At 74.3% G+C, this 14,515-nt stretch carries 9 protein-coding genes; 5 read left to right on the top strand and 4 right to left on the bottom strand.

What is annotated here, in order from left to right; all coding sequences use genetic code 11:
- The first annotated feature begins 412 nt into the window (after positions 1 to 412).
- The 3 genes from ACY34K_RS26775 to ACY34K_RS26765 all read left to right on the top strand — a co-directional run bounded on the left by ACY34K_RS26775 (position 413) and on the right by ACY34K_RS26765 (position 4,037).
- Positions 413 to 1,012 (top strand): TetR/AcrR family transcriptional regulator, encoded by a 600-nt coding sequence (locus ACY34K_RS26775; RefSeq protein ID WP_462751494.1) that lies wholly within the window; start codon positions 413 to 415, stop codon positions 1,010 to 1,012.
- Positions 1,009 to 2,460 (top strand): MFS transporter, encoded by a 1,452-nt coding sequence (locus ACY34K_RS26770; protein ID WP_462751492.1) that lies wholly within the window; start codon positions 1,009 to 1,011, stop codon positions 2,458 to 2,460. Before ACY34K_RS26775 ends, ACY34K_RS26770 begins: the two co-directional genes overlap by 4 nt.
- Positions 2,461 to 2,645: 185 nt before the next feature.
- Positions 2,646 to 4,037 (top strand): outer membrane protein assembly factor BamB family protein, encoded by a 1,392-nt coding sequence (locus ACY34K_RS26765; RefSeq protein ID WP_462751490.1) that lies wholly within the window; start codon positions 2,646 to 2,648, stop codon positions 4,035 to 4,037.
- 27 nt (positions 4,038 to 4,064) lie between these two features.
- Here ACY34K_RS26765 and ACY34K_RS26760 read toward each other — a convergent pair whose 3' ends face one another.
- Positions 4,065 to 7,361 (bottom strand): hypothetical protein, encoded by a 3,297-nt coding sequence (locus ACY34K_RS26760; protein ID WP_462751488.1) that lies wholly within the window; start codon positions 7,359 to 7,361, stop codon positions 4,065 to 4,067.
- Positions 7,362 to 7,964: 603 nt separating this feature from the next.
- Positions 7,965 to 9,506, bottom strand: coding sequence for an NUDIX domain-containing protein (locus ACY34K_RS26755; RefSeq protein WP_462751486.1), 1,542 nt, complete (start codon positions 9,504 to 9,506; stop codon positions 7,965 to 7,967).
- Between the two features lie 978 nt (positions 9,507 to 10,484).
- Here ACY34K_RS26755 and ACY34K_RS26750 point away from each other — a divergent pair.
- Both ACY34K_RS26750 and ACY34K_RS26745 read left to right on the top strand, forming a co-directional pair.
- The gene (locus ACY34K_RS26750) at positions 10,485 to 12,878 is read left to right on the top strand and encodes a glycoside hydrolase family 65 protein (RefSeq protein WP_462751484.1); all 2,394 of its coding nucleotides are present in this window, start codon (positions 10,485 to 10,487) and stop codon (positions 12,876 to 12,878) included.
- A 79-nt stretch (positions 12,879 to 12,957) separates the two neighbouring features.
- Entirely contained in the window at positions 12,958 to 13,266 is a 309-nt protein-coding gene (locus tag ACY34K_RS26745) for a DUF1876 domain-containing protein (protein WP_462751483.1), read from the top strand.
- Positions 13,267 to 13,269: 3 nt separating this feature from the next.
- Here ACY34K_RS26745 and ACY34K_RS26740 read toward each other — a convergent pair whose 3' ends face one another.
- Both ACY34K_RS26740 and ACY34K_RS26735 read right to left on the bottom strand, forming a co-directional pair.
- Positions 13,270 to 13,728, bottom strand: coding sequence for a Crp/Fnr family transcriptional regulator (locus ACY34K_RS26740; RefSeq protein WP_462751481.1), 459 nt, complete (start codon positions 13,726 to 13,728; stop codon positions 13,270 to 13,272).
- A gap of 97 nt (positions 13,729 to 13,825) precedes the next feature.
- Positions 13,826 to 14,392, bottom strand: coding sequence for a rhodanese-like domain-containing protein (locus ACY34K_RS26735; protein WP_462751479.1), 567 nt, complete (start codon positions 14,390 to 14,392; stop codon positions 13,826 to 13,828).
- Positions 14,393 to 14,515 lie beyond the last annotated feature (123 nt).

Raw genomic sequence — 14,515 nt, 5'->3', positions numbered from 1 at the left:
GAGCGACCGCGGGAACGGAAGCGACCCCGGCAACCGGAGCGACCGCGACCGCATGGGTCGCCGGGGCAGGCGCCTAGGCCCACGCGGGCGGCGCGGCGAGGAGCCGGCCGCCGCCGATGTGCGGCGACGCACCGGGATCGCCGAACCGCCCGCGCCGTCGACGCACGCCGGTCGGCCTGCCGCGCACCGGGCGTCCGGACCCTGCTGGACCCCGGCGCAGTCGCCAGGAGTCGCCAGGAGTCACCGGGCGAGCCGCCGTGGGGCCGGAGGCCCGCCGCGAGCCGTCGTGCGGTCGTCGACCGGGCGACGCATCCGGCGTACGGCGCCCCGGTCCGCTCCACCGTGAGCTGGTACGGGCACCGCCACCCCCAGTGGAGTAGACACTGTCTACGCCGACTGGTAGACAGTGTCCATGAGTGAGCACGGCACGGCTCTGCGAGCCCGACTGATCGACACGGGTGTCGAACTGGTGACCCGTCAGGGCGTACAGGCCCTCTCCCTGCGGGAGATCGCCCGGCAGGCCGGGGTGTCGCACGGAGCGCCGCGCAGGTACTTCCCCACCCACCTCTCCCTGCTGTCGGCCATCGCCCGGCAGGGCTTCGACGATCTCGCCGGCCGGGCCGCCGCGGCGCTCGGCGACGGCACGGCGCCCCCACGCGACCAGCTCGCCGCACTGGGCCGGCTCTACCTCGACTTCGCTCGCACCGACCGCGGCATGTTCGAGCTGATGTTCCGGCACGACCTGCTGGAGAGCGGCGAGCTGGGGCTGCGGGACACCAGCCTCCCGCTGTTCGCCGTGCTGGAGGACCTCGTCGGCCGGGTGCGGCCCGGCGCGGAGCCGCCGGCAAAGGTCGTGGCCGGCGCGCTGTGGGCGAACCTCCACGGCATCGCCCAGCTCTGGGGCTGGGGCAGCCTGCCCCTGGCCACCGGCACCGACGACGTCGAACCGCTCCTGCGCGCCGCACTGGACGCCCACCTCGGACCGGCCGACGCCGCGGAGGCCACCCCATGAGCACCGATGCCACCGGCCGCCGGCTCACCCTGGCGGGCAGCATCACAGGTGCCGTCGTCGTCGCCCTCGACGGCACCGTGCTGACCGTCGCCCAGCCCACCCTCCAGCGGGACCTGGACGCCTCGTTCGCCCAGGTCCAGTGGACGAGCACCGGCTACCTCATCGCCGTCGCCGGACTGCTCGTCCTCGCCGGCCGCCTCGGTGACCGGTACGGCCACCAGCGGCTGTTCGCCCTCGGAATCCTCGGCTTCGGCCTCACGTCGGCCGGGATCGCCCTGGCCCCCGGCATCGGGTGGGTGATCGGCCTGCGAGTCGCCCAGGGTGTCTTCGGCGCCCTGCTGCAACCCGCCACGCTCGGGATGCTGCGCGCGGTCTACCCGCCCGACCGGCTCGGTACGCCCATCGCCCTGCGCACCGCGGCCATCGGGCTGGCGGCCGCGGCCGGCCCGCTGGTCGGCGGCGCGCTGGCCTCCTCACCCTGGGGCTGGCGAGCCGTCTTCCTCCTCAACGTCGCTCCCGCGCTGCTGATCGGGCTGCTCGCACTCACCGTACGAGTGCCGAGGCCCGCCCGGGGCACCGACGTGCGACTCGACCTGCCCGGTGCCGTGCTCCTCGCGGCCGCCCTGGTGTGTCTCGTCCACACCCTCGTCGGGGCGCCCCGCTCCGGCTGGACCGTCCCGGCCGCCCTGGGACTCGTCGCCGCCGTCGCGGCGGGGGCGGCTTTCGTGCGGCACGAGCGCCACGCCCCGAACCCGCTGGTCCCGCTGGAGGTGTTCCGGTCGACCGCCGTCTCCTCGGCGCTCGTCACGCTGCTCGCGGCGTCGGCGGCCATGTTCGGCACCCTGTTCGTCGCCACCTACTACCTGCAGGACGTTCTCGGCCTCGACCCGCTCGGCAGCGCCCTGAAATCCCTGCCCCTGGCCGCGATGATGGTGCTGGCCGCAACCGCCTCCCCGGTACTGCAGCGCCGCTGCGGGCCACGCCGCACGGCCGGGGTCGGAATGGTCCTCCTGGCGCTCGGAATCCTGCTGCTGTCCCGGCTCGGCCGTACGGCGTCGGAAGAGGTCATCGGCGGCGGATTCCTCCTGGTGGGTGCGGGCTTCGGCGCGGTGATGGTCACCGCGACCGCCGTCGTCGTACGACACGTGTCGCACGACAACGCCGGAGTGGCGGGCGGGCTCCAGCAGACCGCGATGAACGTCGGCCCGACGCTCGGGGTGGCCGGGGCCACGATGCTGACCTCCCTCGCCGGACCGGACTTCGGTGACGCGATGAGTGCCACGCTGACCGTTCTCGCGGCCGTCGCCGCGGTCGGTGTCCTCGCGGCGGCACGCATGCCCGGCCACACGCACCGGCCGGCCCCCGCCGTCATGGCCTCCGACCCGTCCCCCGAGGCCTCCGGCCGCGCGGCCACCGCGGACCGGGCAGCGGTCCGATCTGAAGAGTGATCACATTTTCACCACCCTCTGATCATCTCGGATAAGCGCGCGATAGATTCCGCCCACTGTCGTTGAGGTTTCACTGTCCGTGGGGGGCTGTGGTGCGAGTACTACCGGTGGTCAAAGGGGCCGCCGTCGTTCTGACGGGGTGTCTGATCGGCTTCTCGATCATGTTCTTCGTCGGGAGCGCGCGCATGAGCACACGAGGCGGGGACTGCACCTCCGGCTGCCTGCCCGGCTATGACACGGTGTCGGGCTGGGCCGTCGCGTTCCTCGTGACCGGCATCATCGGCACCATCATCGCCATGCTGTGGGCGGGAGCCTCGGGCGAGATCCGCGCCCGCTGGCTGCCGCTGCTCCTCGTCGCGGGGATCCTCGCCGCGCTCTGGCCCGCCGACGCCGTGCAGCGGGGACTCGGCGGACCGGTGTACGCGATCGGCTGGAGGGCCGACGAGGACCGGCCCGACACCACCGAGGCCCTCGGCAACTGGCACGCGGGCGACACGGTCGTACGGGCCCGCGCCGACGGGCTCACCGGCTTCGGCGCCGCCGACGGCAAGCTGCGCTGGACCTTCACCGCCCCGGCACGTCACCAGATCTGTGCCATGGGCGTCCGCACCGCCCAGGGCGTCGGCATCCTGGGTCTCGGCCGGCACGACAAGCCCTGCGCCAGGATCGTCGCCGTCCGGCTCGACTCCGGCACGCAGGTGTGGGAGCGGAACATCGAGGCGGACGAGTACCCGTTCGCCGGCACGGGCCGGGTCGCCCTCGCCGACACCGCCGCGGTCGTCGTCGAGGATCAGGCGGTCCGCGGCCTCGCGAAGGAGAGCGGAACGCCCCGCTGGCTCCGCAAGGTGGCGGAGAAGTGCAAGGTCCTCGCGGTGGACGCCTCGGCCGCCCGGGCCCTGCTCGTCGAGGAGTGCCGCCCCGAGATCCTCCGTGACCAGGCCACCCACCGGCTCGTCGCCCTCGACGCGGCAACCGGCAAGCAGCAGTGGACGACCGCGCTGCCCACCGAGACCAGGGCGTCGGAACTCCGCATCCTCTCGACCGAGCCCGCGCTGATCCATCTGGAGGAGAGCGACGTCCGCGGTGTCAAGGCAGTCCTCGCCTTCGACGCGTCCGGTCGCCCGGGAGCGACGATCCCCCTCGCCGGTCCGGCCGGCACCCTGCCCGCGGCGGCCGTGGGCACGGCCGCCCCGCTCCGCCCCGCCGCACCCGCCGTCACCACCGCCGACACGCTGGTGACGGCGCTCGGCATACCGGGTGAGACGGACCTGCGCTGGGTGGCCGCCTTCCGGCTCGACGACGGCAAGCGGCTGTGGATGCGGCGGACGAGCCTGCCCGTCGGGGGTGTCGCGCGGCGGGACGACGGAGAGGTGGCCGTACTCGGCACACAGGACTGGGAAGCCACCCTCTGGCAGTTCGACCCCCGCACCGGCGCCGACACCCGCAGGCCCCTGCCCGTGACCGGCAAGAGGATCCCGACGACCCCGGACATGGAACTGCTGTCGGCCGGCGCCGGCTATGTCGTCGCCAACCGGACCAGCCAATACGGCACACCGCCGTTCTTCCAGATCCGCTGACGGCCGAGGACCCGCTCCGTGCACGCCCTAACGGGCCTCCACGGTCAGCGGACCCTCCAGCAGCCGCAGCAGCGTGCTGAGGCTGCCCGGGGTCAGCCCCTCGGCGCCGGCCGAAGCGCCCCCGGACGCCGGGGTCGGGTCCCCGCACTCGGGCTCCGACCGGGCCAGGTCGTCCAGCTGCACATTGAGGTCCTCCTTGCTCATGCCGGACAGCACCCAGCCCAGGGGCGCGGCGATACCCGGCCGGTTGGCCGGGGCGACGACGAAGCTCCGTACCCCCGGACACTCCGCGCCACCGGCACGGATCACCGGCCGGGCGCCGGTTCCCGGCAGCGGGCCGGAGAACCGGAACAGCGCCGCCTGCCCCAGAGCGGTCGCGCTCAGCGCCGCCTTCGGAGCCTCCCTGGCGACCAGCGGGGCGAGGGCCTCCATCTGCCGGTCCGCCGGGGGAGCCGCTCCGGCGGACTGGTAGTGGTTGTCGAGGACCGCGACGAGGGGAACGACGAGGCGGCCTCCGCCGCCGGCCGCCACGGCCCGGTTGTGCGCCGCCACCTGCGGCTCCAGCTCCTCCCACAGCTCCAGCAGGAGAGCCAGCCCGCTGGACTCCAGCAACCCTCCGTCCAGGTCCGCCAGCGTCTGCGGGTTCTCGTCCGGCGGCGTCCGGTCCGCCGGCCCGCCACCCGTCCGCGCCGACGCCCGGGGACCGAGACAGCGGTGCATCCGCCCGGAGGGCGAGATGTAGGGGAAGCGGGCCGAGAGATGCACCGCCGTGGAGAGCCGGAGCCCCTGGTCCCGGGGGCTCTCCGCGCAGCGCCAGTCGTCCGTGTACGCGGCCGCGTCGATGGCAGCCGCGGCGAAGCCCGACGGATCGACCTCGTCGCGGCCACCCACGTTCCGCGCGTACACCTCGGCCCGCGTGCAGTCGAGGGCAGCGGCCGTCTCGCTCCGGGGGCCGCCCGTGCCCCACACGGGGGAGACGACGACCCGGCAGCCCGAGTCGACGTCGGTGCCGTTCAGCAGCACGAGCGGTCGCCAGGTGCCGGGTACGGCGGAGCGAGGGCCCGCGGCGGGGAAGAACTCGTCCTTCAGCCGTTCGTCGAGCCGCTCCCACGACCGTTCGAACACGGCGGCCCGGTCCCCGGGACGGAGGGCGCCGAGTTGGTTGACGCCGTGCAGGGCACGCGGCAGATCGCGGTAGAACAGGGCGGCCAGATCGGCCGCGAGCGTGTTCTCGCCCGCCAGCCGTGAGGCGAAGTCCTGGCCGGCCCGCGTCGCGGGCCGGCCAGGCCGCGGGCCGAGCGCGTGGCCGACCAGCCCCAGACTGCCGCCCGAGACCCCGCTCGCGCCGAACACCATGGCGCGGCCGCAGGGCAGACGGGTCAGCCGGTCCATGGCCGAACCGGTCCAGTACGCCGCCCGGATGCCGCCGCCGGGCGCGGCCACGAGGACCATCGGGACGGCCGTCGACGCGCTCAGCCTCCGGTCGCCGTCCAGGCAGCGGTTCACCGCGGTACGCCAGTCGGTGAAGTAGGTGGTGTCGAGAGGCCTGGCCAGTGGCGTCCCGGTCTCCTGACGGGGCCTCAGCCGCACCTCGTGGTAGCCGCCCGTGGTGTCGAGCTGGGCCTCCAGCACGAGTGCCACGACCACCAGGAGCCACACAGGGGTGAGCCGGAAGTGCAGATAGCGCAGGAGCGGGAGAGGGAGATGGCACTCGGCGTGGCGGGCCAGTCGGCCCCCGGCGAGCGTCAGCGTCGCCAGCAGCAGGGCGAGGACGCCCAGGCTGCGGAGGAGCGGCCCCCACGTGAGCGGAAGCCAGGCGAGGAGGAGTCCCATGACGGCCGCCGCCAGGAACAGCACCGCGCCCACGGCCGTGGGCACCCACTCCCGGGGTTCGCCCCAGGGGCCGGCGGGCGCCCGCACGGTCGGCCGGTCGAGCCAGCGGTCCTCGGCACGCCGGGCCACCAAGGCCAGCAGGGGTACGACCACCACCGCGCCGACCGTGCCGACGCAGAACCAGAGGACGACCCACGGATAGACCCCGAGACGGCCCTCCTCGCCGGCGCTCGCCGCGATCTCCGGGCCCAGCAGCAGCGGCCGCGCGAAAGCGCGGACCAGACCCAGGCCGGCGATCAGCATCGGCAGCACGGCCAGCACGCGCCCGGTGTTCCTGACCCGCTCACGGGCGGCCGGTGTCGGGAACCCGGTGCTCTCGGCGGCCGGTCTTCTCCATCGCGGCGGCAGGAGAGCGCTCCAGATCGCGATCACGAGGAGGAGCCCCGGGATCGCCAGGACTCCCAGCGTGGCGTCTCCGCTCCAGAACAGCATCAGCCCCGCCAGGCCCAGCACGGCCCCGAGGACGATCAGGCCGGGCAGCGTCAGCGTCCGCTCGGGCCGGCGCTCCTCGGGCGCCCCGTCGAGCAGCGCCCACCGCCCGGCGGTCCAGAGGGCAAGGCAGAGGCCGACGAGGGTGAGCAGCGGCCCCAGTACGTCCCCCCGAACCTCCCGCCAGGACTCCTTGCCCGCCCAGGCGCGGGTGATGTCGGGGAGCTGTTCCAGCGGGCCTCCGCCCGGCATCACGACGAGCAGCGCGAGGACGACCAGTACGCCGAGCTGCACACGGTGCCGCGTCCAGACGCGGTCCGGTGAGGCGGTCCCGTCCCGCCACCGGCCCAGCCACCCGGCCATGGAGGCCGGCAGCGTCCGGGCGAAGCCCAGGAGGAGGAACAGCAGCGTGACCGCGAGTGCGACCCACTTGAGGAACGAGAACACCGCCACCGCGACGGCCAGGCCCTTGGAGGGCGCCGCCGGGAGATCGCCGACGAGGAACCAGGTGAGGATCGTCTCGAGCCAGTCGCACGCCAGAACGGCGAGCGCGAACCACTTGATCCACGCCTCGGGGAACGGCGGCTCCTCCCCGAGCCTGTCCCTGAGCACACGCCAGATCCCACGCTGCAGGAGGTAGAGGGCGATCACGTAGGCGGGCGTGACGACGAGGAGGTCCAGCAGGACGAAGGCGGTGACCCAGTCGAGGACCAGCTCCTTCCCGTCGGTCACCTTGAGCGCCCCGGCGGCCTCCGCCCACACGGCGACGGCGCCGGTGCGCTGGTCGTCGTCCCACGGTTTGAAGCCCGGCCAGCCGCTGAGCGCACTCGCGGGATAGGTCGGCTTGTCGGCCACCGTCAGCGCCGCCAGCAGCCGGGATGCCTCGCTCATCACCAGAGCGCCGCCGAGGGCCAGGGCCCACAGCGCCATGCGGCACCGCCACGCCGTCCGGCACAGCCATGACCAGGCGGTGGACGGCCACGACCGGAAGGGGATCGGCATGGGGGCATTGTCGGGAGCACGCGCCGGCTCCGGCTTCCGGCCAGGGCGGACACGCCGACCTGATCCCCGGTCAGCCCAAGCGCCGGACACGTGCCGCGTACTCGCCCCGTCGTGCGACGTCGCGGCCGTCCTCGTCTTCCGTCCTCCGGAACGCCACCCACGGCGACGGGCGAGCCGATGCCGTGGACCGGGCGGCGACGCGGCCCTCATCGTGCGCCGCACGCAGTCCGCGCCGGGCGGGACGATGTCGATCAGCCGGGCGGAACCCGTCGTCCTTGATGGCCGCGGTGTCGACGTCCGCGGCCGTCGACACCGCGGGCCGTGCGGCGTGCAGCCGCTCCGCGGTGGCGCCGCGGCCGAGGAGGGGCCGTCGGCACCACATGCGGCGCGATCACCCGTGGGGCCGGTGATGCCGCGTCCGATCGCGGTGCCGGCGGTGACCGGGGCACGGCGGTCGGCCCGCGGGGTTCGGAGCGAGCTGCGCGTATCCGTGCCCGGACCGTTCCCGGTGGTGGCGCAACGGCTCGCCGAACCGTCCTGTTCGTGCAGGCCGAGACGGCGGATTCCACCCGCTCTGGGCGGCTGGACGGCCGTTTCACACACTCACCGCCCCACGGCCGGGTCCGCCGGGTCCGCAGGCTCCGCCGGGTCCGCAGGCTCCGCCGGGTCCCCAGGGTCTGCCAAGTCAGCCGCCGTGCGCCGGATCACCTCGCGCAGCCGCGACGGCAGACGATGACCGTCGAGTGCGCCGGCCGCGGCGAACACGGGAGCGGGTCCGCAGCCCCCCGCCGGTGCGTCGGTCGTGCCGTCGTACCGGACGGCGTAGACGGTGAGGAGCGCGCCGCGCTCGTGGTCCCAGAGCCGTTCGACGAACGCGGGCGCCGGGCAGTCCCGCAGTCCGGCCTCCTCGGCCAGCGCACGCCGTACCGCCTCGTCGGGGAACTCGCCGGGCCGGAGCCGGGCACCGGGCAGCGACCGGTTCCCCTCGGCGTCCTCGCGCAGCAGCAGTCCGCCCCGGGCGGGGGAGTGGACGACGGCGACGGCGTCCTCGGCCGGTGCCCGGCCATTCGTCAGCTCGACCGCGCCACCTCCGGCGGCCCGCACGGCGAGGCACGCCTGAACCCGGTGCACCAGCCGCTCGGGCAGCAGTCCGTGCAGCTCATCGGGCCCGACGAGGCGGACCGCGGCGTCCCCGGGTCCCGCGGTCGCCCGGCACGCCGCGATCCGCTCGTCGCCCAGCACACCGCCGTCGTGGACCAGCACGACTTCCGGGCTCCGCGGCGGGCGGTGGACCCAGTCGGTCGCCAGCAGACGTCCGAACGGCGAACCGGATCCCAGCCGGTCGCGCAGCGGTCCGGCCGCGGCCCGCCTCGGGGTGTCGTGCGCGAGAACCGGGCCTTCCGGAAGGTCGTACCAGGTCTGCGCGGCCTCGGTGGGGCCGCCGGCGGTACGGCGGTGCTCCAGCACCAGGACGCGCCCCCTCCGGTCCGTGATCAGTCCGGCCGCACGGACCACGGGCGGTGCCGGCACCGGGAAGGTAGGTGGTGCGGGCGGTTCGGCGCCGTCCATGGCGTGCCCGTCCCGCAGGTGCGCGGTCCCCGCTCCGCGCTCCGCCGCCAGCGCGGCGGCCACCCGGCGGCGCAACCGTGCCGGGAAACGGGCGAGGGCAACCTCGTCGGAGACGAACTCGGCGGCCTCGATCTCGTCCCGCTGCAGGGTCAGGTCGGCGACCACCACGGGCCGGCCGGGGTGCACGGCGTACACGAAGGCGAGGAGCGCCCGGCCGTGGACGGCCCTGGGAATGCTGTCGAGCGCCAGCAGGCGACCGACACGAAGGTCGTCCAGGCACAGCTCCTCGCGCAGCTCCCGGACCAGCCCGGTCTGCGGCTCCTCGTCCTCGAGCATCCCGCCGGGCAGGTCCCAGCCGTCCTTGTACCCGGGCCTGACGATCAGGAGCCGCCCACGGTCGTCGCGGATCACCGCGTCCACGGCGGCCGCGGGGGCGGGGTGGGCGGCCAGGTACCGGGCCAGCTCGGGATCGGGGCCGGTGTCACCGCCGGCCGCCGGCTCCGGCTCGCCGCCGCGCGGAGTGGCCGTCGTGTTCGAATTCCCGGTTCCCCGTGCCGGGATCTCGCTCTGCCGCACCGAGCCTCCTCGTATCGACCCTTATCGAACGGATGACGGGAAAACGACGCGGATCGTGTCCCTGTAACGGGCCGACGAGAGCGAATCGTCGGACGTGAGGGCGTACAGGCGCCTTTGTCGTGGGGCGACGGACGCCGGGGCGGCGGATGGCGGCCTGGCGGTTCGACGGGGACGAGGTCGGCCCGGCGGCGCGGTATCCGGGGACGGTGGCCGCTGTTCACATCGCGGTCGGCACGCCGTCCCGGTTGGGGGACCAGGCGGCGGCACCGGCCGGGGCTGGGGGCGGGGAGACAGCAGCAGCCGCCATCCCCGCCACCGTTCGGGGCCCGCGGTTCGTGGTCTCCACGGGTCGGCGCGCCACGGGTTCGAGTCGCTGGAGGAGCAACACCCGCTGTCCGCACCGGACTTCCCGCGGGTCAGGGAGGTGTCGTCGCGGCCGGGTGCTGCCCTCGTCCGGGCGGCGGCCCGGATGCCGGTGCACCTGCCGTTCCGGCTGCGCTTCGAGTATGCCGAGGGCGGCAGAGCGCACTCCCGGCACTTCGCCCGGCCGGCGGGGGCGGCGACGCGCCAGGGCGGCTTCGCCCTGCGGGTCCCCAAGCGACGACCTGTTCTCCGTCCTGATGGGCGAGGGCGTCGAAGCACGCCGCCACTTCATCCAGCGCAAGCCAAGGACGTCCGCTTCCTCGACATCTGACCGGCCCCGTCCAGGCCGACCCGGTCCGAGGTCCGCCCGTATCGTTTGCCGCCGAGGAGCACCGGGTGAGCACGGCCCCCGCCCCACCCATGATCAACCGCCTGCGGGACGGCTCCGCGTTCACCCCGGCCCCTGGTTGCCGCGGCGGCGTGCCCGCACTCCCGACTGCCACGCGACGCCAACGACGGGAGAATGGGAACGACAGTCCGGCACCGCCGCACCCTCCGGCAGCTGAACGGGAGGATCGCCACCATGACCTCCGACACCGCCCCCGGAGGCTGACGATGCCGTCGTGGAACTGGGAGTACGAGGGGTACGACCCCGGCCAGGAGCGGCTGCGGGAGGCCCTGTGCACCCTCGGCAACGGCTACTTCGCCACCCGGGGCGCCGCGCCCGAGTGCACCGCCGACGCGATCCACTACCCCGGCACCTACGCCGCCGGCTGCTACAACCGCCTGACCTCCGTCGTCGCGGGCCGCCAGGTCGAGAACGAGGACATGGTCAATCTGCCCAACTGGCTGCCGCTGCGTTTCCGGCTGGGGCCGCCGGACACCGACATGCCCTGGTTCACGCCCGACAGCGACGCGCTGCGCAGCCACCGCCAGATCCTGGACCTGCACAGCGGCATCCTGGAGCGGCGCATGCGCTATGCCGCCGGCGACGGGCGCGAGCTCACCGTCCGGCAGCTGCGCGTCGTACACATGGCGGACCCCCACCTCGGCGCGCTGCGCACCGAGTTCACCGCCGAGGGCTGGTCCGGCGAGATCGAGGTCGAGGCGGCACTCGACGGCGGCGTCACCAACAGCGGGGTCGCCCGGTACCGGCAGCTCAACGGCAGCCACCTGGTCCACGTCAACGCGGGGGACAGCGCTCCCGGAACGGCCTGGCTGCGCTGCCGCACCAGCACCTCCGACATCCGCGTCGGCCTGGCCTCCCGCGTCACCGCCGACGAACCCACCGCCCACATCACCACCGCCCACGAGCCGCTGCGCGCCGTCCAGCTGCTCCGCCTGGCCCTCGTCCCGGGACACCCCCAGGGCGTCGAGAAGGCCGTCGCCCTGCACACCTCCCACGACCCCGCCATCAGCGACCCGCTCCACGCGGCGATCGACCGGGTGGGGCGTGCCCCCGGCTTCGCCATGCTCCTCGAATCGCACGGCACCGCCTGGCGCCAGCTGTGGCGCCGGGCCGAGCTCGACGTGGCCGGGGAAGCGGGCCGCATCCTGCGGCTGCACCTCTTCCACGTCCTGCAGACCCTCTCGCCGCACACCGCCGACCTCGACGTGGGCGTCCCGGCCCGCGGCCTGCACGGCGAGGCCTACCGCGGCCACATCTTCTGGGACGAACTCTTCGTGCTGCCCTACCTGAACCTGCACTTCCCCGAGGTCTCCCGGGCCCTGCTCACCTACCGCCACCGGCGCCTGGAGCGGGCCCGCACCGCCGCCCGCGACGCCGGCCGCGCCGGCGCCCTCTACCCCTGGCAGAGCGGCAGCGACGGCCGCGAGGAAACCCAGCAGCTGCACCTCAACCCGCACTCCGGCCGGTGGCTGCCGGACCACTCCCACCTCCAGCACCACGTCGGCTCCGCCATCGCCTACAACGTGTGGCAGTACAGCGAGGCCAGCGGCGACACCGAGTTCCTGCACACCAAGGGCGCCGAGATGCTGACCCAGATCGCCCGCTTCTGGGCCTCCTCCGCGCAGTACGACGAGGAGCTGGAGCGCTACCGCATCCGCGGCGTGGTCGGCCCCGACGAGTACCACGAGGCCTACCCCGGCTCCCCGAGCCCGGGCCTGGACGACAACGCCTACACCAACGTCACCGCCGCCTGGGTGCTCGCCCGCGCCCTCGACCTGGTTCGCGAACTGCCCGAACCGCGCCGCGAGGAACTCTGCGAGCGCACCGGCCTCGACGGAACCGAACTCGCCCTGTGGGAGGACGTCTCGCACCGGCTGCGCATCCCCTTCCACGCCGGCGTCATCAGCCAGTTCGACGGCTACGAGGACCTCGTGGAACTCGACTGGGAGACCTACCGCGGCCGGTACGGCAACATCCGCCGGCTCGACCGCATCCTGGAGGCCGAGGGCGACTCGGTCAACCGCTACCGGGCGTCCAAACAGGCCGACGTGCTCATGCTCGGCTACCTCTTCTCACCCGCCGAACTGTCCGGCATGTTCCGCCGGCTCGGTTACGAACTGGACGACGCCACCTGGCACCGCACCGTCGACTACTACCTCCACCGCACCACCCACGGCTCGACCCTCAGCGGACTCGTCCACGGCTGGGTGCTCACCCGGGTGCGCCGGGAGGACGCCTGGGCGTTCTGCCAGGAGGCCCTGGAGGGGGACATCGCCGACGTGCAGGGCGGCACCACCGAGGAGGGCATCCACCTGGGCGCCATGGCCGGCACCCTCGATCTCGTACAGCGCGGGCTGACCGGCCTGGAGACCCGCAGCGGTGCCCTGTGGCTGGACCCGGTCCCCTCGCCGCAGCTCTCCGAGTACGGCTTCGCCGTCCGGTACCACGGGCACTGGGGCGTCGGGCTGCGGATGCGCCCCGGGAGCCTCAGGATCAGCGTGCCCGCGTCGAACGGTTCGCCCATCGACGTACGCCTGCCCGGCCGGGCGGTGTCCGTGGAGCCGGGCGAATCCGCGCTCCTCACCCTGCCCGAGCGGTGAGATCCAGCGCCCCGCCGCGGGGCGAGCGCCCGGGCGCCCGCGGAGGGATGCTGGACACGAAGCGCACGAGGAGGCTGCCATGACGAGGACGCTGGAGTGGACCGTCCGCCTGCACCTCGAGGAGGACTCGGGGCACACGAACGCACAGGCGGTGCTGGACACCGGCACATCCACGCTGACCGGCCACGGGACGGCGCGCCGCAGCCCCGAGGACGTGGACGTGCCCGAGATCGGTGACGAGCTCGCCGCGAGCCGGGCCATGAACGACCTCTCCCGCCAGCTGCTCCGGGCGGCCCACCGCGACATCGGCGGCGCGGGCGCCGGGATGCCCGGCGCCGAGAACGAACTGTCCGGGTACGGCTACGGCTGGTCCACGCCCGGCTCCTGACCCTCAGAGCCGGTACCCGCTGCGGTACGGGGGGTACAGGTCGAGCAGGCGGGCACGGGCCGCCTGGAGCCGTTGCACCAGGATCTGCCCGACCCACATCGCCACGGCCGCCCCGAACGCGGGATCCTCCCGGCACAGCGAGCGGACCACCGGCGCGTCGAACACATAGGCCCTTACCGGACTCATGGCCTCAGCGCCCAGCTCCCACTCGTACGGCGGGAACAGCCAGGAAAGACCCACCAGCTCACCGTGGCCGAGCGTCTGGATCGGCGCCGGCCGGCGACCCGGCACCCGGGCGTCGAGAGTGATCGCGCCCGTCCTGATGATCCAGAAGTGATCCGCCGGACCCTTTTCCTCGAAGAGCCGCTGCCCTTCCGGGAGCGCCGTCTCCGCGGCCAGACTCATCAGCCGCTCGCGGTGCGGCGCGGGCAGTGCGTTGATCTTGGTTGCCGTGGCGTTCATGGTCACTCCTCCGGGCGTCGCGGCGGGACACTCCCAGAGTGCGGCCGTCACCCGCTCGGCGCAGCCCGCGCGGGTGACGGTGGACGAAAGTCGCCCCTCAGCCCTGCAGTGCGGCGAGCGTGGCCTCCAGGGCGCCGGGCCGCGGCCGGTTGTACGGCAGCCGGCCGAGGATCCCGGCCATGCCGCAGCTGTCCGTCACGGCGGAGACGACCAGACCTCCGCCGATCGCGGCGGACAGCCAGCGGGCGGCCGGGAACCGGGCCCCGGCCACCAGCCCCAGCACGACCAGCGAACCGGCGGCCAGACGGACCTGCCGCTCCATGGGCCACACCCCGGCGGCGCCGTCCGGCCGGTCGAGGGGGTGCCCCCGCTCGGCCCAGGCGGCCGTCCCGCCGTCGAGCGTCCCGGCCGGGATGTCGGCCGCCGCCAGCTCCGCGCACGCGGTGACCGAACGGCTGCCGGACGCGCACACGACCAGCAGCGGACCGCGGGCCGCCGCCGACTTCAGCGCGGGCAGCGCGGCGTGCAGATCGTCCAGCGGAACGTTGTACGCGCCCGGCAGGTGGCCGGCGGCGTACTCGCCGGGCGTACGGACGTCGATGACGGTGTAGTCCGCCAGCCGGGTGGCCGCCTGGTCGGGCAGCACGGAACTGGTCGAGGTCATGAGCGGGCATCCTTTCGGCGCGGCCTCGGCCGCGGTGGGGGGCCGGTCGATCCGGTTCGGGAGGGATAACGCGGCAACCGCCCATCCGTTGCCTCCGGACCGCCCCGAGCTGGGCCGACAGGC

This window comes from Streptomyces sp. STAM6, from assembly GCF_054963715.1.
The sequence above is the reverse complement of the archived record's forward strand: the minus strand, read 5'-3'. Positions and strand labels throughout refer to the sequence as shown.